23 protein-coding genes are annotated in these 21,028 nt (G+C 46.3%); 9 read left to right on the top strand and 14 right to left on the bottom strand.

All coding sequences use genetic code 11. The features are described 5' to 3' along the window. Nucleotides 1–151 precede the first annotated feature (151 nt). Nucleotides 152–289 carry a PEP-CTERM sorting domain-containing protein gene (locus ABY436_RS12205; RefSeq protein ID WP_372739243.1) on the top strand — a complete coding sequence of 46 codons (138 nt, stop codon included), beginning with the start codon at nt 152–154 and terminating at the stop codon, nt 287–289. 191 nt (nt 290–480) lie between these two features. Here the strand turns inward: ABY436_RS12205 and pyrF are convergent, their stop codons facing one another. From pyrF to gyrA, 10 genes are all read right to left on the bottom strand, one after another. Then, complete coding sequence (gene pyrF / locus ABY436_RS12200; RefSeq protein ID WP_372739240.1) at nt 481–1,215, bottom strand: orotidine-5'-phosphate decarboxylase; 735 nt, start codon at nt 1,213–1,215, stop codon at nt 481–483. Between the two features lie 13 nt (nt 1,216–1,228). Next, nucleotides 1,229–2,410: a lipopolysaccharide assembly protein LapB gene (gene lapB / locus ABY436_RS12195; protein WP_372739239.1), complete on the bottom strand. Its 1,182-nt coding sequence runs from the start codon at nt 2,408–2,410 to the stop codon at nt 1,229–1,231. 1 nt (nt 2,411) lies between these two features. Further along, the gene (locus ABY436_RS12190) at nt 2,412–2,717 is read right to left on the bottom strand and encodes a lipopolysaccharide assembly protein LapA domain-containing protein (protein WP_372739238.1); all 306 of its coding nucleotides are present in this window, start codon (nt 2,715–2,717) and stop codon (nt 2,412–2,414) included. An 18-nt stretch (nt 2,718–2,735) separates the two neighbouring features. Further along, the gene (locus tag ABY436_RS12185; protein ID WP_090724247.1) at nt 2,736–3,032 is read right to left on the bottom strand and encodes an integration host factor subunit beta; all 297 of its coding nucleotides are present in this window, start codon (nt 3,030–3,032) and stop codon (nt 2,736–2,738) included. Nucleotides 3,033–3,113: 81 nt separating this feature from the next. Continuing rightward, the gene (gene rpsA, locus ABY436_RS12180; protein WP_372739242.1) at nt 3,114–4,598 is read right to left on the bottom strand and encodes a 30S ribosomal protein S1; all 1,485 of its coding nucleotides are present in this window, start codon (nt 4,596–4,598) and stop codon (nt 3,114–3,116) included. A 101-nt stretch (nt 4,599–4,699) separates the two neighbouring features. Continuing rightward, entirely contained in the window at nt 4,700–5,389 is a 690-nt protein-coding gene (gene cmk / locus ABY436_RS12175) for a (d)CMP kinase (protein WP_372739237.1), read from the bottom strand. Beyond that, nucleotides 5,389–7,593: a bifunctional prephenate dehydrogenase/3-phosphoshikimate 1-carboxyvinyltransferase gene (locus ABY436_RS12170; protein ID WP_372739241.1), complete on the bottom strand. Its 2,205-nt coding sequence runs from the start codon at nt 7,591–7,593 to the stop codon at nt 5,389–5,391. Before ABY436_RS12170 ends, cmk begins: the two co-directional genes overlap by 1 nt. A gap of 72 nt (nt 7,594–7,665) precedes the next feature. Further along, complete coding sequence (gene pheA / locus ABY436_RS12165; RefSeq protein WP_372739236.1) at nt 7,666–8,763, bottom strand: prephenate dehydratase; 1,098 nt, start codon at nt 8,761–8,763, stop codon at nt 7,666–7,668. Nucleotides 8,764–8,810: 47 nt separating this feature from the next. Beyond that, a complete protein-coding gene (gene serC, locus ABY436_RS12160; RefSeq protein WP_372739235.1) occupies nt 8,811–9,899 on the bottom strand; it encodes a 3-phosphoserine/phosphohydroxythreonine transaminase in 1,089 nt (362 codons plus the stop codon). A gap of 59 nt (nt 9,900–9,958) precedes the next feature. Beyond that, the gene (gene gyrA, locus ABY436_RS12155) at nt 9,959–12,679 is read right to left on the bottom strand and encodes a DNA gyrase subunit A (RefSeq protein ID WP_372739234.1); all 2,721 of its coding nucleotides are present in this window, start codon (nt 12,677–12,679) and stop codon (nt 9,959–9,961) included. A 210-nt stretch (nt 12,680–12,889) separates the two neighbouring features. On the opposite strand from gyrA, the gene ubiG reads away from it, so the two are divergent. From ubiG to ABY436_RS12140, 3 genes are read left to right on the top strand one after another with little or no spacing between them, the layout of a single operon-like run. After that, the gene (gene ubiG, locus ABY436_RS12150) at nt 12,890–13,612 is read left to right on the top strand and encodes a bifunctional 2-polyprenyl-6-hydroxyphenol methylase/3-demethylubiquinol 3-O-methyltransferase UbiG (protein WP_372739233.1); all 723 of its coding nucleotides are present in this window, start codon (nt 12,890–12,892) and stop codon (nt 13,610–13,612) included. Nucleotide 13,613: 1 nt separating this feature from the next. Further along, nucleotides 13,614–14,306, top strand: a complete 693-nt coding sequence (locus tag ABY436_RS12145) for an HAD family hydrolase (protein WP_372739232.1) — start codon at nt 13,614–13,616, stop codon at nt 14,304–14,306. Between the two features lie 30 nt (nt 14,307–14,336). Beyond that, nucleotides 14,337–15,077, top strand: coding sequence for a YciK family oxidoreductase (locus ABY436_RS12140; protein ID WP_372739231.1), 741 nt, complete (start codon nt 14,337–14,339; stop codon nt 15,075–15,077). A gap of 149 nt (nt 15,078–15,226) precedes the next feature. On the opposite strand, the gene rluB is transcribed toward ABY436_RS12140, so the two are convergent. From rluB to ABY436_RS12120, 4 genes are all read right to left on the bottom strand, one after another. Continuing rightward, entirely contained in the window at nt 15,227–16,072 is an 846-nt protein-coding gene (rluB, locus tag ABY436_RS12135; RefSeq protein ID WP_090724264.1) for a 23S rRNA pseudouridine(2605) synthase RluB, read from the bottom strand. An 86-nt stretch (nt 16,073–16,158) separates the two neighbouring features. Continuing rightward, nucleotides 16,159–16,551 carry an H-NS family nucleoid-associated regulatory protein gene (locus ABY436_RS12130; protein WP_090724267.1) on the bottom strand — a complete coding sequence of 131 codons (393 nt, stop codon included), beginning with the start codon at nt 16,549–16,551 and terminating at the stop codon, nt 16,159–16,161. Nucleotides 16,552–16,660: 109 nt separating this feature from the next. Next, complete coding sequence (locus tag ABY436_RS12125) at nt 16,661–17,281, bottom strand: L-threonylcarbamoyladenylate synthase (RefSeq protein ID WP_372739230.1); 621 nt, start codon at nt 17,279–17,281, stop codon at nt 16,661–16,663. 25 nt (nt 17,282–17,306) lie between these two features. Next, the gene (locus tag ABY436_RS12120; protein ID WP_372739229.1) at nt 17,307–18,143 is read right to left on the bottom strand and encodes a PHP domain-containing protein; all 837 of its coding nucleotides are present in this window, start codon (nt 18,141–18,143) and stop codon (nt 17,307–17,309) included. A gap of 69 nt (nt 18,144–18,212) precedes the next feature. Here ABY436_RS12120 and ABY436_RS12115 point away from each other — a divergent pair, with 69 nt between their 5' ends. The 5 genes from ABY436_RS12115 to ABY436_RS12095 all read left to right on the top strand — a co-directional run bounded on the left by ABY436_RS12115 (nt 18,213) and on the right by ABY436_RS12095 (nt 20,752). Then, nucleotides 18,213–18,749, top strand: a complete 537-nt coding sequence (locus tag ABY436_RS12115; protein ID WP_372739228.1) for a septation protein A — start codon at nt 18,213–18,215, stop codon at nt 18,747–18,749. 11 nt (nt 18,750–18,760) lie between these two features. Next, nucleotides 18,761–19,060 (top strand): YciI family protein, encoded by a 300-nt coding sequence (locus tag ABY436_RS12110; protein WP_372739227.1) that lies wholly within the window; start codon nt 18,761–18,763, stop codon nt 19,058–19,060. A gap of 189 nt (nt 19,061–19,249) precedes the next feature. Then, nucleotides 19,250–19,846, top strand: coding sequence for an OmpA family protein (locus ABY436_RS12105; RefSeq protein WP_372739226.1), 597 nt, complete (start codon nt 19,250–19,252; stop codon nt 19,844–19,846). A 130-nt stretch (nt 19,847–19,976) separates the two neighbouring features. Continuing rightward, a complete protein-coding gene (locus tag ABY436_RS12100; protein ID WP_372739225.1) occupies nt 19,977–20,411 on the top strand; it encodes a DsrE family protein in 435 nt (144 codons plus the stop codon). Continuing rightward, nucleotides 20,408–20,752, top strand: coding sequence for a rhodanese-like domain-containing protein (locus ABY436_RS12095; RefSeq protein ID WP_372739224.1), 345 nt, complete (start codon nt 20,408–20,410; stop codon nt 20,750–20,752). Before ABY436_RS12100 ends, ABY436_RS12095 begins: the two co-directional genes overlap by 4 nt. The last annotated feature ends 276 nt before the right edge of the window (nt 20,753–21,028 follow it).

Genomic DNA, 21,028 nt, shown 5'->3' with positions numbered 1-21,028 from the left:
GCCTGATTTAACTATAGACACCAAACGATGATTAGCAAGTAAACAGTTAGAGTGGGACAGGTCGGCTGTGGTTGGGAGTACGGGGACAGTTTACTTAACCCAGCCTTATTTAAGGAATTAAGTAAACTGTCCCCGAAACTCACATTCCGACCTGAATCCAGGTGGCGAGATCCGTGGTCAGGTCATCAGGCAAGCTAGTAGCACTGTCCCTGAGCCCGCGACTATATTTCTCTTCGTTGCAGGCATCACTGGCCTTGCTCTCTCAAGACTACGCAGAAAGAAGAAATAAAGTTTTATTCATCATTGAGGTGTTACGGGGACAGTTAACCTAACCCAGCCTTATTTAAAGAATTAAGTAAACTGTCCCCGAAACTCCTGTAATTTCTAATTTAAGGAATTAAGTAAACTGTCCCCGAAACTTCTTATTTAAGGAATTAAGTAAACTGTCCCCGAAACTTACGAAACTTGTGTCCCCGAAACTTATAGAAAGGGCGATATCTCTTTTTCGATTGCTTCCAGTGCAGCCAGTGGATTTTTTGCCTGCGTAATAGGACGACCAATCACCAGATAGGTACTGCCCGCCTCTAATGCCTGCGAGGGCGTCATAATACGGCGCTGATCACCGACGGCACTATCAGCCGGACGTATACCGGGGGTCACCAGGTTAAAGTTCTCGGAGATGATTTGCCGTAACGGTGAGACCTCTTGTGCAGAACAGACGACACCATCCAGACCACAGGATTCTGTTAATGCTGCCAGTCTTTTTACGTGCTCAAGCGGGTCGATATCCAGTCCCACTTCTTTAAGATCTTCTCGTTCCATGCTGGTGAGTACAGTGACCGCGATCAGCAAGGTACTGTTATTTTTCACCTGAGCCAGCTCGTTACGTGCCGCTTCCATCATGCGACGTCCACCGGTCGCATGTACGTTCACCATCCACACACCTAATTCGCCGGCTGCGCGTACGGCTTTGGCGGTGGTATTAGGGATGTCATGAAATTTCAGATCAAGGAAAACATCAAAACCTTTGTGCTGTAACTGTTCAACCACGTCAGGGCCGCCGCGGGTAAACAGTTCTTTACCTACTTTTAAGCGACAGCGTAATGGATCAAGCTGATCTGCCATCGCAACGGCTTGCTCTACTGTGGGGTAATCGAGTGCTACGATGATACGTTTTTTATCAGGATTCACGTTGGTCTGCTCTCTGTCACTCATTGCTATTTATGCTTTATTCGCCTTCCAAACCCTGAATGGGTTTAGTCGTGCTCCACTTTTTACAGGATGGACATTGCCATACAAGCAAGCGTCCGGAAAACCCACACTTCTGGCACAGGTAACGAGGTTTACTCACTTCCAGTGTGCCAATCAGGCTACGCAGCGTTTTCAGACTATCTCTGGCGTTTTCACTACCATGCTCAATATGCATGGCAATTAAACGGTTAAAACCTTTTATCGAAGGACGATGCTTTAGCTCATCGGTGATAAATGCGCCGGCGGCATACACTCCGCGATCCTCTTTGATCACGTCTGCCAGTGCCAGAATAACCGTGGCTGAAGGCGCGTATGATAAACAATGCCGTAAGTAAAACTCATATTCAGGTGTATTATTTAACGCCGTGTAACAGCGTTTGAGCATCGGAATCGTTTCAGACACAAAGCTCACATCTTGTTTTTCTACAGTACGTAATGAGTGGATGGCTGTTTTCCATTGCTGCTGCCCTATCGCGATGCGCGCCTGAAGAAATGACGCCCGTACCGACTGAGGATCCAGTTGCAGCCCTTGTTTTATATATTCCGTCGCTTCTTTATAGAGTTTTTTATTCACACAGTTTTCAGCGAGCTCACAATAGTAATGTGCGCATTCATGCCGAATAGTTTTTATCTCATCAGGGTTGAGTTGCTGTGCTGTTGCTAATGCCTCATCCCACTCCTGCTCTTTTTCATAGAGCTTGGTCAGCACGGTCAATGCTTTACGCTTGGTTTCGCGGGGGGGATTTTGTTGAACGATATCTTTAAGGAGGTTTTCGGTGCGATCGAGTAAACCCACCGCATCATAATCCAATGCCAGCGCCATCTGAATACGTAAAGAGTCCTGTCTTGACAGATCAGGGCGGGCGAGTAAATTTTGATGAATATTGATGGCGCGTTGCACATCACCTTTACGCCGGAACAGCTTTGCTAACGCTAAGTGTGCAGGAATAGTTTCACTGTTTACTTCTAACGCTCTGATGAAGCTATCAATGGCCTCATCTGTTTTTTCATTCAGCAGGTGGTCCAGACCAATAAAATAGTCCTGACCTAATGCACCACTTGATGCGGTTACCTGATCCCGGCTAACACTGATTCGACCAAGTAACCATCCGATAAAAATCGCGACAACTAACGGAATTAAATACCAGATATCGAGCATTCTAAGCAGCGTCTTTAAGCGATGCCGTCCTCAACTGGTCAAGTTCTTTTGAGGTCGCATTTATCTTACGCTGACTACCCATCAAGCGCGCTTTCAAAGCAACCAACGCTACACTACTGAGCAAGAACCCCAGCACACCACCCAAGACAAAGGCGGCAATCAGCCAAAGTGACAAACTCGCTTCAGGTAAGGTTATAAAAACCAGATCAATCGATACTTTTTCAGTGTTATGTATCGTAAACATAATGCCCACGACCAGAATAACAACTGACAGTAAGAATACTATTATCAACTTTAAGAAACGCACAATTTACCCTCCAATACCTTACTGATACTGCTCAATACTTTCATTTACCTGTTCGCGTAACTCTTTACCCGGCTTGAAATGGGGAACATATTTGGCCGTTAACGAAACAGAATCACCCGTTTTTGGGTTGCGGCCTATACGCGGAGCTCGAAAATGAAGGGAGAAACTACCAAAACCTCGAATTTCGATACGGTCACCATTTGCCAATGATTCAGTCATATGATCAAGCATCGCTTTCACTGCCAGTTCAACATCCTTTACAGAAAGTTCCGGATGCCGATCAATCAGATGCTCTATCAATTCTGATTTTGTCATTATACTCCCTCCACTGGGTCAGACACTATTATTTCCCGTTCTCCCTGTGAACGAAAAAGACGCCGCATGGCGCCTCAGGGATCAGGATTTATTTTTATTCATCTGTTGTTTTATCAGATCACCAATCGTGGTCGGCCCTGCTACATCAGCACCTTTAGGTGGCACTGCTTTTGCTGATTCATCTTTGGGTAGCTCTTTCTGCGACCCTTTCTGCGCCTCTTTGTGTGATTCTTTTTGCTTAGGTGAAGGGTCAGCCTGCAGCTGTTTAATACTCAACGCAATACGCGAACGCTCGATATCAATCGATAATATAACGGCTTCAATTTCGTCGCCCTTATGGTATTGCTTAACGGCCTCTTCCCCCGGAATATCCCAGGACAAGTCTGACAGATGTATCAGGCCATCAATATTTCCCTCTAAGCCTATAAAAATACCAAAGTCAGTGATGGATTTAATTTTTCCTGTGACCTTGTCATCTTTTTTATACTTTTCTGCAAATGCATCCCACGGATTCTGCTGACACTGCTTCATACCCAACGAGATACGACGTCGCTCTTTATCAATTGCCAGAATCATCACTTCGATTTCCTGGCCGACATGAACAACTTTTGAAGGATGAATATTCTTATTCGCCCAATCCATTTCAGAGACATGAATAAGACCTTCTATGCCCTCTGCTATCTGAGCAAAACAACCGTACTCGGTTAGATTGGTCACACGCGCCCTGGTCTTTTCGCCAACGTTCAGTTTAGCGACCATCTCTTCCCACGGATCGGCCAGCAACTGCTTCATGCCTAATGAAACCCGCGTACGCTCCGGGTCATACTTAAGCACTTTGACGTCGATCTCATCACCGACGGTCAGCACTTCGCTTGGATGCTTAACACGCTTCCAGGCAATATCAGTGATGTGCAACAGGCCGTCTACGCCACCTAAATCGATAAACGCGCCGTAATCTGTCAGATTTTTCACGATACCTTTCAGCACAATGCCTTCGGCTAACGTTTCAATCAGTTTTTCACGATCAGCGCTGTTCAGTTCTTCGAGTACGGCGCGGCGGGATACCACAATGTTGTTACGCTTGTAGTCCAGCTTAACCAGCTTAAATTCGAGTTCCTTGCCTTCCAGGTGAGTACTATCACGCAGCGGGCGAATATCTAACAAAGACCCTGGCAGGAAGGCTTCGACACTGCCAACCGTCACGGTAAAACCACCACGCACTTTACCGGTAATAGCACCGGTGATGGTTTCATCTTTTTCAAAGGCTTTCTCAAGTACTTCCCATACTTCAGCTTGTTTTGCCTTCTCACGCGAGAGTTTCGTTGAGCCGTATCCATCTTCGACACTTTCCAGCGCCACTCTGACTTCATCTCCGATGGCAACGGTCAACTGACCTTTGTCATCTTCAAATTCTGCCCGCGGAATGACGCCTTCCGATTTGAGTCCTGCATTAACAACTACAAAGTCATTCTCAATCGCCATCACGGTACCGGTCACAATAGATCCGGGTGCCATGTTCAATCCCTGCAGACTCTCTTCGAAGAGATCAGCAAAACTCTCGCCCATCATCTCAATACCCTCGCAGCTCTTTTATTGTACAGCTGTTTTATAGTACAGCTGCCGCTGCCTGTTATCAGCCAATCGTTTAAATTCTTTAGTACAACCCTTTAACGCAATCCTTTATGACGGACTTCCTCAAGAATAGCACCCAGCACCTCTTCGATAGTCATACTGGTTGAATCCAGGACCATCGCATCACTCGCAGGTTTTAACGGCGCTACGCTTCTGTTCATATCACGCGCGTCACGCTCTTGCAAGTCTTTCAATATTACTTCAAGGCTAGCACTGAGCCCCTTATTTATCAACTGGTTATATCGTCTACTTGCTCTTTCTTCAACACTTGCATCTAAATAAACTTTTAAGGTGGCATGCGGGAACACTACCGTACCCATATCACGACCATCGGCGATCAAACCCGGCAACTCGGCAAAGGCACGCTGGCGCTCAAGCAATGCCATTCTGACGGATGCTATGGCGGCAATCACAGAGGCATCATTACCTACCGATTCACTCCGTATGGCCTGCGTAACTTCTTCGCCTTCGAGGATTATCTGAACAACATCGTCACGCGATGTAAATTGCACATCTAAATGAGCCGCCAGTACTACCAACGCCTCTTCATCTTTAACAGAAACACCATGGTGACTTGCGGCAAGCGCTGTTAACCGATACAGCGCTCCACTATCCAACAGCCTCCAGCCCAGATTGTCTGCCAATAACCTGCAGACAGTTCCCTTACCAGAACCACTCGGTCCGTCCACTGTAATTACAGGTACACGGGTGTTAACTTGAGACATCACGTCTCCTCCTTATTGATACGGATTCCTGCTTTTTGAGCAACATCAACAAACTCTGGAAAAGAGGTTGCTACATGACTGCAGGCTTCTATCATTACTTCACTATTGGCAATGGTTCCAGCAACAGCAAACGCCATTGCTATTCGATGATCATCATAACTACTGACTTTAGCTCCTTGTAATACACCACCAGTAATCAGGATATTATCTCCTTTGACGGTGACGTCTATTCCCATTCTAAGCAGTCCTTCTTGCATCGCTTCAATACGATCACTCTCTTTATACCTTAACTCGCTCACGCCACTCAAACAGGTCACGCCCTGAGCTGCAGCAGCGGCGACGAAGATGACGGGGAACTCATCAATGGCAACCGACACTAACTCATCAGGAATCGTAATACTTCTTAATGGTGCATAACGCACATGAATATCGGCAACCGGCTCACCACTCAACATGCCCGGATTTTCAAGGGTCAGATCCGCTCCCATCAAGCCTAATATCTCTAATACACCTGAGCGGCCAGGGTTAACGCCAACCTGTTCAATTACCAGATCTGATCCCGGATTTATTGCGGCTGCGACTATAAAAAATGCAGCCGAGGATATATCAGCAGGAATCTCAATGTTGGTTGCTTTCAACACCTGTCCCGATGCAACTGTAACGGCATCGTTTTCAATGGTTAGTTGCACCCCAAAATTTTGTAACATTCGCTCAGTATGATCCCGCGTGATGGCTGGCTGCTGAATACGCGTTTGCCCCGTTGCATAAAGCCCTGCCAGTAATAAACACGATTTAACCTGAGCACTCGCCACCGGCATATGATATTCAATAGCGGATAAATGCTGGCCTCCGTGAATAACCACCGGCGCGCCGCCCCCTTCAGAAGTCTGTATAGAGGCTCCCATTTTGCGTAAAGGTTCCGCGACTCTTTCCATTGGACGCTTTGAAAGTGAATTATCGCCCAATAGCTGCGAATCAAAGGCCTGTGCCGCCAATAAACCGCTCAGTAAACGTAACGATGTGCCGGAGTTCCCCAGATACAACGGGCCTGGTGGCGGATACAAACCCTGCAACCCGACACCATATATTTTAACTCTGCCCTGATGAGGCCCTTCAATGACGACGCCCATATCACGAAACGCCTGTACAGTCGCCAGACTATCTTCACTTTCAAGAAAGCCACTGATATGGGTAATTCCCTCTGCTATAGCACCCAGCATGACAGCACGATGCGATATCGACTTATCACCCGGCACACGAATGCGTCCGAGTAACGGACCCGCCGCATGTACATGAAAAGTCACCTGAGACTTTTGCGCGCTTCGGGAATATGCAGTCCCTGCGAGCATTTTACTAAAATGCTCCCGGGCAGATTTTGCCCGCGTAAAAATACCGAGCATCGATTGGCTGTCACTTTCGATAATAGCCTGGCGTAACGTCGCCAGGCCATCCGTAAAGTTGTCTATCTGATTAAGAATTTCTTGCTTATTGGCAACACAGACGTCGTGCCACATTGTAGGGTCTGATGCTGCAATACGCGTGAAATCGCGAAATCCACCGGCAGCGTAGCGGAATATTTCCCTACTATCCTGCTCTTTAGCCAAGGTATCGACGAGGGAAAAAGCGAGAATATGCGGCAGATGACTGGTGGCCGCCAACACTTCATCGTGTCGCTCAACCCCCATCTGCAAGACTTCTGCACCGGTACTTTGCCACATTCTTGCGATAAGACGGATAGCACTTTTATCGGATTCAGGCAGCGGCGTGAGTATGATTTTATGCTTGGCGAAGAGGTTTTCATCCGCGGCGGCGACACCACTTTTTTCAGAACCGGCAATCGGATGCCCGGGGATGAATTTTTCAGGAACACTACCAAACACCGTTTGTGCCGCTAGGATAACGTTCGCTTTAGTACTGCCCACGTCGGTGATAACTGTCGCCGGGTTCAGGTAAGGCTTTATCGCAGCAAGGACGTTTTCAGTGGCTTTAACAGGCACCGCCAGCACTACAATATCTGCCATACCGACAACCTCAGCTAAATCACTACAGCCTTCATCGATAATACCCAGATCAAGGCCTTGCTGAAGATCGTCAGGATTACGGTCATAACCCGCAACAAACTTTGCAAATTTTTTCTTTTTCAGTGCTTTAGCCAAGGACCCACCGATCAGACCCAGACCAATAATTAATACTCGATTGACCATAAAACTCACAGCGTCATACTCCGCTGCAGACTATCTACTTGAACAACTGATTTCATAAGTTTTTTATAATTCTTATAATACCGCTTTAGGGTAAGACCCCAGCAATTTCAGCTCTACCGAACCGGATTCCAGTTCTGATAGTACTTTTTGCACTTTAGGATCATCGGCGTGCCCTTCAAAGTCTATATAAAACATATAGCTCCAGCCACCCTGTCCGGCGGGACGGGTTTCTATACGTGTCAGACTGATACCATGACGATGAAACGGCTCTAACAGGGAATAAAGCACACCCGGTTTATCATGCGCGCTCATCAGTATTGATGTTTTATCATCACCACTGACGCCAACGTCCTGATCGCCAATGATTAAAAAGCGTGTACTGTTATCTGGCTGATCTTCGATGTTACGTTCCAGCACCTGTAGCTGATATAACGACATCGCCATATCACCGGCGATAGCCGCCGTGCCAGCCTCTTTCGACGCCAGACGGGCACCTTCGGCATTCGAGCTGACGGTTATATGCTCGGCATGCGGATAGTGAGCATCTAACCAGCTGTGACACTGCGCAAAGGATTCCTGGTGGGCATATATGCGGCGAATCGATGCAGAATCTGTCTTCTCCTGGACCAGCAAGTGATGATGGATTTTCAATTCCAACTCACCACAGATACGCAAATTAAAGCGTTTGAACAGGTCCAGTGTATGCGTTGCCATCCCTTCAGAGGAGTTCTCTATCGGCACCACGCCATAATGTGCCGCGCCGGCTTCCACTTCGCGGAACACCTGATCAAGAGAGTTCATCGGGGCGCTTTCAGCAGAGTGGCCAAAATGTTTCAGTGCGGCCTGCTGAGTAAAGGTTCCCTCAGGCCCGAGAAATGCCACGCGCATCGGCTTTTCAAGCGCCAGGCATACTGACATGATCTCACGAAACAAGCGCGCCACTTCTTTATCTGCCAACGGCCCTTCGTTACGCTCCATGACTCGCTTAAGCACCTGCGCTTCACGCTCAGGCCGGTAGAAAACAGCAATTTCATCTCCCTGAAACTGCTGTTTAACTTCCGCTACCCGTTGTGCACAGCTAGCACGCTGGTTCAGCAGAAGATGAATTTGCTTATCGATTGAATCAATCTGGTCGCGCAGTACTTTGAGCGCCTGTTCCTGTTCAGTCATGCAAAGATCCTATTTTTGCTGATTAGCCTTACTTTTTCTCAACATGCTTACTTCTCAACATGCTTACGCTCAAAATGCTGCATAAATTCAATTAATGAATCAACGGCTGTTTCAGGCACGGCATTGTATATACTGGCACGCATACCACCCACAGAACGATGCCCTTTTAGGTTAAGTAACCCGGCCTGCTCGGACTCTTCTATAAAAAGCTTATCCAAAGCAGCATCGGCGAGTGTAAAAGGCACGTTCATCCAGGAACGGTTGGCAATCGCAACCGGGTTCGCATAGAAAGTACTCTGATCAATCGCCTGATAAAGCTTTTCTGCTTTACGCTGGTTGATCACCTGCATACCTTCAACACCACCCTGACGCTTCAGCCATTGAAAAATCAATCCGGCAAGATACCAGCCATAGGTAGGCGGCGTATTATTCATCGAATCCGCAGCGGCATGCACGGCATAGTCAAACATAGTCGGCGTACCTGCCAACGTTTGACCCATCAGGTCCTCACGTACGATAACCACGGTTAATCCCGCAGGCCCGATATTTTTCTGCGCGCCGGCATAGATCAAGCCAAAACGAGACACGTCGATCGGGCGAGACAAGATAGTAGAAGACATATCCGCGACTAAAGGCACATCACCTGTTTCGGGAATATAGTCAAACTCAACACCACCAATGGTTTCATTCGGCGTGTAATGCACATAAGCAGCCTCAGGATTAAGCTGAAGCTGATCCTGGGAGGGCGCCGATGTGAAATTATTATGCTGCGTTGTTGCGGCAATCTTTACGTTGCAATAGCGGCTCGCTTCTTCAATGGCCTTTTTGGACCAGACGCCGGTATTGATATAATCTGCGGTTTTTTTATCGCGCAAAAGATTCATTGGAATCATCGAAAACTGGCTGGTCGCACCGCCTTGCAGAAACAATACTTTATAGTTATCCGGCACCTGCATCAGATCACGAAGATCCTGTTCAGCCTGCTCTGCAACAGAAACATACTCTTTACTGCGATGGCTCATTTCCATTATGGAAAGCCCATGGCCATGCCAATCGAGCATCTCTTCCTGTGCTTGTTTCAAAACCTCTTCGGGAAGAGCTGCCGGGCCGGCACTGAAATTCAACTTACGAATCATCTCGTTCTCTTAATGTTCACTCAGTCACAATAAAAAGCGCGGCTTTCGCCGCACTTAACTTACTCTGCTTCAGGCGTATTATCAGGTAACTCGTCCTGATCTTCATCTGAATCTGTTGGCTCTTCTATATCAGCATCTGTCTCCACATCTTCAGCTACAGTAGATCCAACGTCCTCAACACCGTCTGCACTTTCAATATCATTAGCACTATTATCAGCACTGTCAGCGCCCTCATCACTCTCGATATCAATGACTTCAGGTTCTTCGATACGTGCCAGGCTCACCAGATTTTCACCACCGGCCACACGAATCAGCATGACACCCTGCGTGTTACGACCCAGTACTGAAATTTCTGAAGTACGCGTACGCACCATAGTGCCCTGATCACTGATCAGCATCACATCATCGCCTTCGAAGACCTGTACAGCGCCGGCCAACACACCATTACGATCAGTGCACTGCATACCGATAACACCCTGGTTACCACGGCCTTTGCAAGGGAAGTCTTCTACGGCGGTTTGTTTACCGAAACCGCGTATTGACGCGGTCAGTACCTTACCGCCCTCTTTTGGAATAATCAGAGAGATAACACGTGTTGTCCCCTTCATTTTCACACCGCGAACACCGCGTGCGGTTCGACCCATCGCACGCACGTCAGCTTCGTGGAAACGCGCTACCTTACCGGCATCGGTCACCAACAGAATGTCATTATCACCTTCGGTGATAGCGGCACCAATCAAGGCATCATCATCCAGCAGATCAACAGCAATCAAACCTGAAGACCGTGGGCGTGAAAAGTTAACTAAAGACGTTTTCTTAACGGTTCCACTGGCTGTCGCCATAAAGACAAAGCGATCTTCACTGTATTCATTAACAGGCAAGATCGTTGAAATACGCTCGCCTTCATCCAGCGGCAGAATATTGACGATCGGACGACCGCGCGCTGCACGGCTGGCTTGCGGTATTTCGTATACTTTTAACCAGTAGACTTTACCTTTATTGGTAAAGCACAAAATCGTAGCGTGTGTACTGGCAATCAGCAGATGCTCAACAAAGTCTTCATCTTTAACAGCCGTGACCGACTTACCTTTACCGCCACGACGCTGCGACTGATAGTCGGTTAACGGTTGTGTTTTCGCATAACCGCCATGAGAAATAGTGACCACCATATCTTCTTCAGTGATCAAATCTGCAACGGTTAAGTCACGCCGGGAAGCGATAATTTCGGTACGGCGTTCATCACCATACTCGGCCACAATCGCTTCAAGCTCTTCGCGAATGACTTCCATCAAGCGGGTATGAGACGCAAGAATTTCGAGCAATTCAGCGATTCTGATCAACAGTTCCTGATATTCGTTGATCAGTTTCTCATGTTCAAGACCGGTCAAACGATGCAAACGCAAATCAAGAATTGCCTGAGCCTGGACAGGTGAAAGGTAATATTTACCGTCACGCATTCCATACTGAGGATCTAGATCATCCGGTCGGCATGCGTTTTCACCCGCACGCTCCAACATATCGACCACCGAACCCGGTTCCCATGCTGTTGCAGACAAACGCTCTTTTGCTTCTGCTGGTGTGGGCGATTGCTTGATTAATTGAATCACTTCATCGATGTTAGCCAGTGCAATCGCCAGACCTTCCAGCACATGGCCACGTTCGCGGGCCTTGCGCAGCAGGTAAACTGTCCGACGGGTAACGACTTCACGGCGATGTCGAATAAAGTTCTCAAGCAGTTCTTTGAGGTTCAGTATTCTTGGCTGACCATCCACCAGTGCCACCACGTTAATACCAAACACACCTTCCATTTGTGTTTGAGCAAACAGGTTATTGGCAATGACTTCAGGCATTTCGCCACGCTTCAGCTCGATGTAAATACGCATACCATCCTTGTCGGATTCGTCACGTAACTCGCTGATGCCTTCTAGCTTTTTCTCTTTTACCAGCTCGGCAATTTTTTCTATCAAACGCGCTTTATTCAGCTGATAAGGAATCTCGGTAACAATAATGGCGATACGGCCTTTACTGTTTTCTTCGACGTGATATTTGGAGCGGATATAAATACGACCGCGTCCGGTACGATATGCTTCAAGAATACCCGCACGGCCATTAATGATGGCACCCGTCGGAAAGTCCGGGCCAGGAATGTAGTTCATCAGCCCATCGACATCGAGCTCAGGGTTTTCTATTAAAGCAAGACAACCACTGACAACTTCACGCAGGTTATGCGGCGGGATATTAGTCGCCATACCCACGGCAATACCGGATGAACCGTTAACTAATAGATTGGGTACACGCGAAGGCATGACTTCCGGAATAAATTCAGTGCCGTCATAGTTTGGTACGAAATCGACGGTTTCTTTATCTAAATCAGCCAGTAGCTCATGAGCAATCTTGTCCATGCGAATTTCGGTATATCGCATTGCAGCTGCAGAGTCGCCATCAACCGAACCGAAGTTACCCTGACCATCGACCAGCGTATAGCGCATGGAAAAGTCCTGAGCCATACGAACGATAGTGTCGTATACAGCACTGTCACCATGAGGATGGTACTTACCTATAACATCACCCACCACACGGGCTGATTTTTTATAGGGTTTGTTCCAGTCATTGCTTAGTTCGCTCATCGCAAACAGGACCCGACGATGCACCGGTTTTAAGCCATCACGGACGTCAGGCAGTGCCCGACCGACAATAACACTCATGGCATAATCGAGATAAGACTGCTTCATCTCATCTTCGATATTTACCGGCAAAATTTCTTTGGTTAAATCACCCATGTGTTTCAGCTTTCCTTGATTCGGTCTGCTAATCTTGATTCGTTCTTAATCGAACAAGCCCTCAAAAACGGGCCCCTTTTTTAACCGGACGAGTATACCACAAGATTCTAAAAAGATTGCCGCAAAATGAATATGTTGCACTGACTGTTTAACCTCGATAGCCAGTGTTAGAATAGTTTTAATCGAATTACAATTCAGATACCGTTTCTTATGACAGATCATACATTTTCAGCAAACGTTGACCCTTCCGAAATCGCCAAGTTTGAAGAACTGGCGAACCACTGGTGGGATAAAAACAGCGAGTTCAAACCTCTGCATGACATTAACCCGTTACGCGTGGGTTATATTGACCGCATCGCACCACTCGCCGGAAAAAAAGTACTGGATGTTGGCTGCGGCGGCGGAATTCTGTCTGAATCTATGGCATTACGCGGCGCGGAGGTGTCTGGTATAGATATGGGCGCCGCGCCACTGAAAATCGCTAAACTACATGGGCTGGAAAGTGGCGTATCGGTTAATTATCAGCAGATCACGGCAGAAGAGATGGCCGAGGCTCATCCTGATACATTTGATGTCGTCACCTGTATGGAGATGCTCGAGCATGTTCCGGACCCATCATCTATCATCAAAGCCTGCGCCAAGATGGTTAAACCGGGTGGCCATGTATTTTTTTCTACATTGAACCGCAACCCAAAAAGCTATCTGTTCGCTATCCTTGGCGCAGAACACCTGCTCAAACTTGTTCCGCAAGGCACGCATGATTTTAAAAAATTCATCCGCCCTTCAGAACTGGCCAACTGGATTCGCCAGGCCAAACTGCATACCCTCGACATTACCGGTCTGACTTACAATCCTTTCACCAAGCAGTACCGACTAGACCCTAATGATGTCGATGTTAATTTTATGATCGCGACGTCCCGCTCCGGATTATAAATTGAGCGCCACACGCCACATTAAAAACAATCGAAAACCAGAAGCGGTGCTGTTTGATCTTGACGGCACCTTACTTGACACTGCTCCTGATTTTCATTGGGTTATCAATCAACTCCTGAAAGCACACAACCTTCCGGAGCAGCCCTACACAGAACTACGCAAACAGGTGTCAAATGGCGCCAACGCCATGCTAAAGACGGCCTTCAAACTACCCGACGGTCATACCCAGCTACCCTATCTTAACCAACAAATGCTCGAGCTGTATGCACAACACCTGGCGGTAGACAGCCTGTTATTTCCAGGCATGCAGTCACTACTGGGCACACTGGAAGATAAGCAAATCCCGTGGGGCATTGTTACCAATAAGCCAGTGCGCTTCACCACACCGATTCTTGCCGCATTACAGCTCGACCTTCGCAGCTCATGCACAATCTGCCCTGAACATGTCAGTAAAACAAAGCCCGATCCCGAATCCCTGCTTCTGGCCTGCCAGCAACTGAAAGCAACACCTCAAAACTGTATTTACATTGGTGACCATATTCGCGATATTGATGCAGGAAATCGCGCCCAGATGTTCACAATTGGCGCACTCTATGGGTATATTAACGAATTAGAGAATCCGAGGGACTGGCAAGCCAACGAATACGTTGAACAAGCCGATCAGATTCTATCTGTAATAGACGCGCATTTTTGAGAGCCGTCGTAACAAATAAGGACGCTTTCTATGTTTGAGTACCACGCCCCCGAAAACCTGCTGGAAAACAAAATTATTCTGGTGACCGGCGCCGGTGACGGCATAGGACGAGCCGCCGCTCTTAGCTACGCAGCACACGGCGCTACCGTCATTCTGGTAGGCAAAACTATTGAGAAACTCGATAAAGTCTATGATGAAATTGAAGCAGCGGGCGGCCCCAAGCCTGCCATCCTGCCTCTCAATCTGGAAACAGCCACCGAGCATGACTTAATTGATATCACCAACACACTGGATAATGAGTTTGGTCATATCGACGGACTACTTCACAACGCTTCTGTGCTGGGCATGCGTACACCTATCGAATCATACGACCCGGTTACCTGGCATCAAGTCATGCAGGTCAATATCAACACCCCGTTTTTGCTAACACAAACACTGATGCCCTTACTGCATCGCTCAGAAAACGCATCCATCATATTCACTTCATCGAGTGTCGGCAGAAAAGGCCGTGCCTACTGGGGTGCATACAGCGTCTCTAAATTTGCAACCGAGGGATTAATGCAGGTATTAGCTGACGAAGTCGAGAACACTGCTAATATTCGCGCTAACTGTATTAACCCGGGAGCAACCCGCACCAACATGCGCGCTTTCGCTTACCCCGGGGAGCAACCAGAAACCAACCCGGAACCTGGCGAAATCATGCCTCTTTATTTGTATTTAATGGGAAAAGACAGCCTGGGTATCAACGGCCAATCACTGGATGCCCAATAAACAAAAGCTCAACCCCCCTCATAGAAGCTATATATAAAGGGCATATTTAAGAGGCATATATAAGGGACATATAAAAAGAGCATATATAAAAAAACGCAGCCGATTGGCTGCGTTTTTATTTATCGACTATTTTTTAAGCAGCTGCTTAACTAGTCTTTACGATGTTTTGGCCCAACAGAATGACGCACCTGCTGATGCTTATAACGCCGCTCTAACTTTTCTTTATCTGCCGGCTTCATCCGCACAGGTTTCTTTTGATCCAATCCAAGCCGCGTCGACAAGACTTTAATATCTTTTTGCGTCAACTCTTTCCAGGTTCCGGCCTTTACATCACTTGGCAAAAAGAGTGAACCGTAACGTACACGCTTCAAACGACTTACCTGAAGCCCCTGAGACTCCCACAAGCGACGCACTTCGCGGTTACGCCCTTCCATAACGACACAGTGATACCATTTATTCGCACCGTCGCCATCAAAGAAACGGACATCGGTAAATTTAGCCATACCGTCTTCGAGCAGAACACCCGCTTTGAGACGCTCCAGCATCTCTTCAGGTACATTACCCAACACCCGCACAGCATATTCGCGATCTATATTGGCAGAAGGGTGCATCATCATGTGCGCCAACTCACCATCGGTTGTAAATACCAGCAAACCACTGGTATTCAAATCCAAACGACCAATCGCAATCCAACGCCCCGTCCTAAGCGGCGGAAGGTGATCATAAACAGTAGGACGCCCTTCCGGATCATGCCGCGTCGACACTTCTCCTACAGGCTTATTATAAATTAATACCCGACGTGGGCTTTCAGCTTCGGAAACAATATTAGCTGCATGCCCATCAACCAGAATCTGATCACGGTGACTAACCCGATCTCCCTGAGTTGCTGTGCGCCCGTTTACGGACACCCGTCTTTCTTCTATCCAGCGCTCCATCTCACGACGTGAGCCATATCCAGAGCGCGCCAACACTTTTTGTAACTTTTCATCAGACATGTGACGCTCCTAAAGCATAAAACAAAAAAGCTCTTCAACAAAAAGCTGAAGAGCTTATATTACCAAACTTTACACACTCAATAGAATTACTTAATTAAACAAGCGTCCTTCGTCACGCCATGCTTATCAAAGTACTCCTGGAAAGCCAATGGTGTTCTGCCACGACCAGACCATTCATGAGTTTCGCCATCAGCATCAATAATACGATATTTAGCTTCGACTTTTTTCTTTGTAGTAGTAACTACCAGATCTTTGATATCTTCAAAACCAATACCTGCTTCCTGCATAGTTTTACGAATCATATCAATTTTCGCATTTTTTTCACGATCTGCTTCTATACGCTCTAACTCACTGACTTCTTTTTCTTTCAAGATATCAGTCAGATCGATAATAATTTTTTCAATGTCCGTTATTGATAAGTCCTGACACTGCTTACGCAGAGAATTCTTCCTTGTTAAGATTTTTACGATATCAGTCATTATTCAACTCAATAAATTTTAATTAAACTTCAGACGTATTATCGCCAAAAAATTGAATATTTCAAGAAATTAACATTTTATTACTTAATAATATTTAAAAAGACCTGAATTATTCAAAATTAGCAGTATCTCCTGCGCCTATTCTTATAATTTCCGGATGATCTTCCATTAAACTAATCACTGTTGTTGCGGCCATACCACAATAACCACCATCAATAACCAGATCTAATTCATGCTGCAGTAAATCCCGAATTTCATAAGGATCAGTCAGTGGCTCAGTATCTCCCGGCATTATTAAAGAAGTACTCATAATGGGTTCATCTAATTCTTCTAATAAAGCCTGAACGATTTTATTATCCGGAATACGCAAACCAATTGCCCGCCGTTTAGGATGCAGCAGTCGACGCGGCACCTCTGCGGTTGCTTTTAAAATAAAAGTATAGGCACCCGGCGTATGCGCCTTTAATAACCGGTACATCTGATTATCAACTTTTGCATAGGTACCTATTTCACTCAAATCACGACAAACCAAAGTGAAATTATGTTTATCATCTAATTTACGGATACGTTTTATTTTATCTAATGCCGATTTATCACCTAAATGACATCCCAATGCATAAGCGCAATCTGTCGGATAGACAATAACCCCACCTTTTCTAATAATATCTACCGCTTGCTGAATCAGCCTTTTTTGCGGATTTTCCGGATGTATCTGAAACAACTGGCTCACAATATAACCTCGAAAATAATAATCACTAATTCACTACATCTAATACATGCGGCAAATGACCAGGCACACCAGGAAAACACCCCAAGCTTGTCCAATGATAAGCAGGATTATGAAAATCACTGCCACCCGATGCAAGCAACTGATGCTTTTCAACCAAAACCGAGAGCGCTTTTTGGTGGTCCGGCGTGACTGCCGGATATCCAACCTCCAACGCATCACCTCCCAACTCGCTATAATGCGCCACCAAATAACGAATCTTATTCATGGTTAAATTATATTTCGTTGGATGCGCCAATATACTCAATCCGCCCGCATCTTTGATAATATCAATAATTGACGCCAACTCAGGCCACTCAACTTTAACGTCACCTTTTTTACCGGCACCCAAATACTTTTTAAATGCCTGCTGCTGATCACTTACCAGCTTCAAATCCAGTAGCGCCCGGGCAAAATGAGGACGCCCTATCTGACCACCTGCGGCACAATCAATTGCTGCTTCCAGCAGATCAGGAAGACCCGCCTTCTGCAACCGCAGGGCGATCGCTTTCGCTCTATCCATGCGCAGCTGATCTAACATCTGAAGATGTGAAGTCAGGCGCTCATTATCCGCATCAATATTAAGACCAACAATATGGACAACCTGCTTACCCAGCTTGCAGGTAAGTTCCACCCCTGTAATAAGCTTTAAATCAGCCGAATATCCCGACTTCACCAGCGCCTGATAACCTTTCATTGTGTCATGATCAGTTAACGCCAGTAATTTAACACCCGCCGCGCATGCTTTTTCTATCAGCACCTCGGGTGCCAATGTCCCATCCGACGCCGTCGAATGGGTGTGAAAATCATAAGAATGTGCAAGCATATCAATTCCGGGTTTATAAGCGGACTACAGCTCTATATACTTTAGAGCCCTTTAGCTAATTATACGACTATGAAACTACTTCTCGACTTTTTCCCGATAATTATTTTTTTCGGTGTGTACAAGTATACCGGCGACATCATCATGGCGACTGCCATTTTAATACCTGCCACTTTATTACAAATACTTTACACCTGGATCAAAGAACATAGAATCGAAAAAATGCAGTTCGTCACCCTCGTGCTCGTTATTATCATGGGTGGTGCTACTGTCATATTTCAGGACAAAACCTTTATTCAATGGAAACCCACTGTCGTCAACTGGTTGTTTGGTGCCGCTTTCCTTGGTAGCCACTTCATTGGCGCAAAAACCATCATCGAAAGAATCATGTCCGCCAATATCGACTTGCCACAGCATGTCTGGAAAACTCTTAATTTTGCCTGGGTGTTCTTTTTTCTTTTAATGGGTGTTATCAACCTTATTGTTGCTTACAACTTTTCGGAAGAAACCTGGGTCAATTTTAAGTTATTTGGCATGCTGGGACTCACTGTTGTCTTTATTGTGATTCAGGGCCTTTATATGTCTAAATATATAAACAATACAGAATAGGAGCTTGTGTTATGTTTTACGCCATTATTGCTGAAGATAAACCGGGCACACAGCAGGCTCGTATCAATGCACGAGCTGAGCACCTTGCCAGACTGGTAACACTTAAAGAACAAGGAAAACTGTTTGTAGCCGGGCCACACCCTGCTACAGACTCTGAAGACCCCGGCGAAGCTGGATTCACCGGCAGCCTTGTCATTGCCGAATTTAACTCACTGCAAGACGCACAGAACTGGGCAAATCAGGATCCTTATATCACTGCAGGCGTTTATGACAAGGTTACCGTTAAGCCTTATAAAAAAGTATTACCCTAAAAGCGCAATATTTTAATAATTGTACTGTTTTATGGTTCCAAACTTGCGACAGTCAACGTAAAATACCAGATAGCTTAAGTGTGTGAATACTTTCCCATTTTTGATCTGTTAACAGTAGATTAATGGACAGTGGGCTAGATTCATGAAATATTACGAATGCTATAACCCATTATTCACAAGGATATAAATATGAAAAAGCTCGCTATGACCGCAGGTTTCGCGCTTGCGATGAGCATGTCAGCTGCTGCCCTGGCTCACCCAGTAAACAGCGGTTATGTTACAGACTCAGGTGATACAGTATGGCGCACCGGTTTTGGTGAGTGCTGGCACGCTGGTAACTGGACACAAGAAAAAGCAACTGTTGAAGGTTGTGATGGATACCAGAAAATGGCAGCTGCTGCACCAGCTCCAGCTCCTGCTCCAGCACCAGAAGCAATGCCTGCTGACAAAAAATTCGCTGTATTCTTCGATTTCGACAGCGCTGTTGTTGATAGCGTTTCTGACATCGCCAACTACGTTAAGGGCTTAGCTGCTGTAAGCAGCATCCGTTTAATCGGTAACGCTGACTACATCGGTACAAGCGCTTATAACGATGCACTTTCTCGTCGTCGTGCTGAAAACGTTGCTGCAGCTCTTCGCTCTGCAGGTGTTGATAGCAATGCTATGACTGTAGATGCTTTGGGTGAAACTGCTCCTATCGCACAGTGTTCTGGCCGTGGTGCTGCTTTGATCAGCTGCCTGCGTGCTGACCGTCGTGTAGATGTTCAGATCTCTGGCAAGAAGTAATTCTTCTATGCTACTAAGAAAAGGCTGACCATGTGTCGGCCTTTTTTTTAACTCTTTTTTAACTCTTTTTTCGCACTCATTTAACACTCATTTAACACTCATTTAACACTCATTTTTAGCAGGTCATTTTATGCGAGTATTCAGCACTCTCTTACTGATAACCAGCCTATTATTGAGCTCAACCGGCTACTCAGAACAAAAGTACAACGATCAAAAAGTTGTTTATCACATGAATTATCATGACGAGAGCCGTATTTCTGAAACAATGACCAATATCGCAAATCATATTCAAGCCGTTGGTGAAGAGCATATTGAGATAAAGGTTGTCGTTCACGGCCAGGCAATTGAGTACTTTATGGACGCCGTTAACGACCAGGCCAAACAGATCAGCATCGACTCACTGCGCCTTAGCGATGTTCAATTTATTATTTGCGGCAATACACTGGACGGCTACAAGGTTACTCGTGAAGATCTTTATGATGTCGAAGAGGAAGATGTCGTTCAGGCCGGCTTACCGGCCATCATTGATTTGCAACAGAGAGGCTATATTTACGTACGCCCATGAAAATCACAGACTGGTTATCTTTTAAAGCAGTGCCACAAATATCTGCTGAAACCTTAAATACCCGGCTAAGCGAAGGCGGGCATAACCTTTTCCTGCTGGATGTACGCAGCCATACTGAATGGAAACTCAGCCATATTCCTGCAAGCCATTGCATGCCTGTTTTCAATATTGATATCTCACAAATTCCAAAAGATAGCCGCATTATCTGCATCTGTTTAACCGCGCACCGAAGCACACCGGTCGTCAGACAGCTATTACGCCATGGCTATGATGCATACGAACTGACAGGCGGCATGCGCCACTGGTGGAAGCATCACTACCCGACTAACAATCACGCATAAAAATGTATGGTTCCCCTCATGATTGCAACACAGATTTGTGATCATGAGGTGGTTTTGCGCTAATGTATTCGGAGTCTTTAATTAGGAATGTGTTATTCCCGCTCCACGATGAGCATCCGCGCCAGATAGCCCTTAAAAAAGCCGGCAGCTTTTCACAGCTGTTTTTTATGACAGGTTTGCCACCCGGACGGTCAACCGTTTTCATCATCACGCTCTATTATTGCAAACCCGATTAAACCTGTTGTGCCTGATAAGGCTCATTCTTACTTAAAACAG

Source organism: Neptunomonas sp., assembly GCF_041601355.1.
Classification (GTDB): domain Bacteria; phylum Pseudomonadota; class Gammaproteobacteria; order Pseudomonadales; family Balneatricaceae; genus Neptunomonas.
The sequence above is the reverse complement of the archived record's forward strand: the minus strand, read 5'-3'. Positions and strand labels throughout refer to the sequence as shown.

Excerpts from the sequence above, each read along its gene's own strand:
- pyrF (WP_372739240.1), bottom strand. The coding sequence starts at position 1,215 with ATGAGTGACAGAGAGCAGACCAACGTGAATCCTGATAAAAAACGTATC.
- lapB (WP_372739239.1), bottom strand. The coding sequence starts at position 2,410 with ATGCTCGATATCTGGTATTTAATTCCGTTAGTTGTCGCGATTTTTATC.
- ABY436_RS12185 (WP_090724247.1), bottom strand. The coding sequence starts at position 3,032 with ATGACAAAATCAGAATTGATAGAGCATCTGATTGATCGGCATCCGGAA.
- rpsA (WP_372739242.1), bottom strand. The coding sequence starts at position 4,598 with ATGGGCGAGAGTTTTGCTGATCTCTTCGAAGAGAGTCTGCAGGGATTG.
- cmk (WP_372739237.1), bottom strand. The coding sequence starts at position 5,389 with ATGTCTCAAGTTAACACCCGTGTACCTGTAATTACAGTGGACGGACCG.
- ABY436_RS12170 (WP_372739241.1), bottom strand. The coding sequence starts at position 7,593 with ATGGTCAATCGAGTATTAATTATTGGTCTGGGTCTGATCGGTGGGTCC.
- pheA (WP_372739236.1), bottom strand. The coding sequence starts at position 8,763 with ATGACTGAACAGGAACAGGCGCTCAAAGTACTGCGCGACCAGATTGAT.
- serC (WP_372739235.1), bottom strand. The coding sequence starts at position 9,899 with ATGATTCGTAAGTTGAATTTCAGTGCCGGCCCGGCAGCTCTTCCCGAA.
- gyrA (WP_372739234.1), bottom strand. The coding sequence starts at position 12,679 with ATGGGTGATTTAACCAAAGAAATTTTGCCGGTAAATATCGAAGATGAG.
- ubiG (WP_372739233.1), top strand. The coding sequence starts at position 12,890 with ATGACAGATCATACATTTTCAGCAAACGTTGACCCTTCCGAAATCGCC.
- ABY436_RS12140 (WP_372739231.1), top strand. The coding sequence starts at position 14,337 with ATGTTTGAGTACCACGCCCCCGAAAACCTGCTGGAAAACAAAATTATT.
- rluB (WP_090724264.1), bottom strand. The coding sequence starts at position 16,072 with ATGTCTGATGAAAAGTTACAAAAAGTGTTGGCGCGCTCTGGATATGGC.
- ABY436_RS12130 (WP_090724267.1), bottom strand. The coding sequence starts at position 16,551 with ATGACTGATATCGTAAAAATCTTAACAAGGAAGAATTCTCTGCGTAAG.
- ABY436_RS12120 (WP_372739229.1), bottom strand. The coding sequence starts at position 18,143 with ATGCTTGCACATTCTTATGATTTTCACACCCATTCGACGGCGTCGGAT.
- ABY436_RS12115 (WP_372739228.1), top strand. The coding sequence starts at position 18,213 with ATGAAACTACTTCTCGACTTTTTCCCGATAATTATTTTTTTCGGTGTG.
- ABY436_RS12110 (WP_372739227.1), top strand. The coding sequence starts at position 18,761 with ATGTTTTACGCCATTATTGCTGAAGATAAACCGGGCACACAGCAGGCT.
- ABY436_RS12105 (WP_372739226.1), top strand. The coding sequence starts at position 19,250 with ATGAAAAAGCTCGCTATGACCGCAGGTTTCGCGCTTGCGATGAGCATG.
- ABY436_RS12100 (WP_372739225.1), top strand. The coding sequence starts at position 19,977 with ATGCGAGTATTCAGCACTCTCTTACTGATAACCAGCCTATTATTGAGC.
- ABY436_RS12095 (WP_372739224.1), top strand. The coding sequence starts at position 20,408 with ATGAAAATCACAGACTGGTTATCTTTTAAAGCAGTGCCACAAATATCT.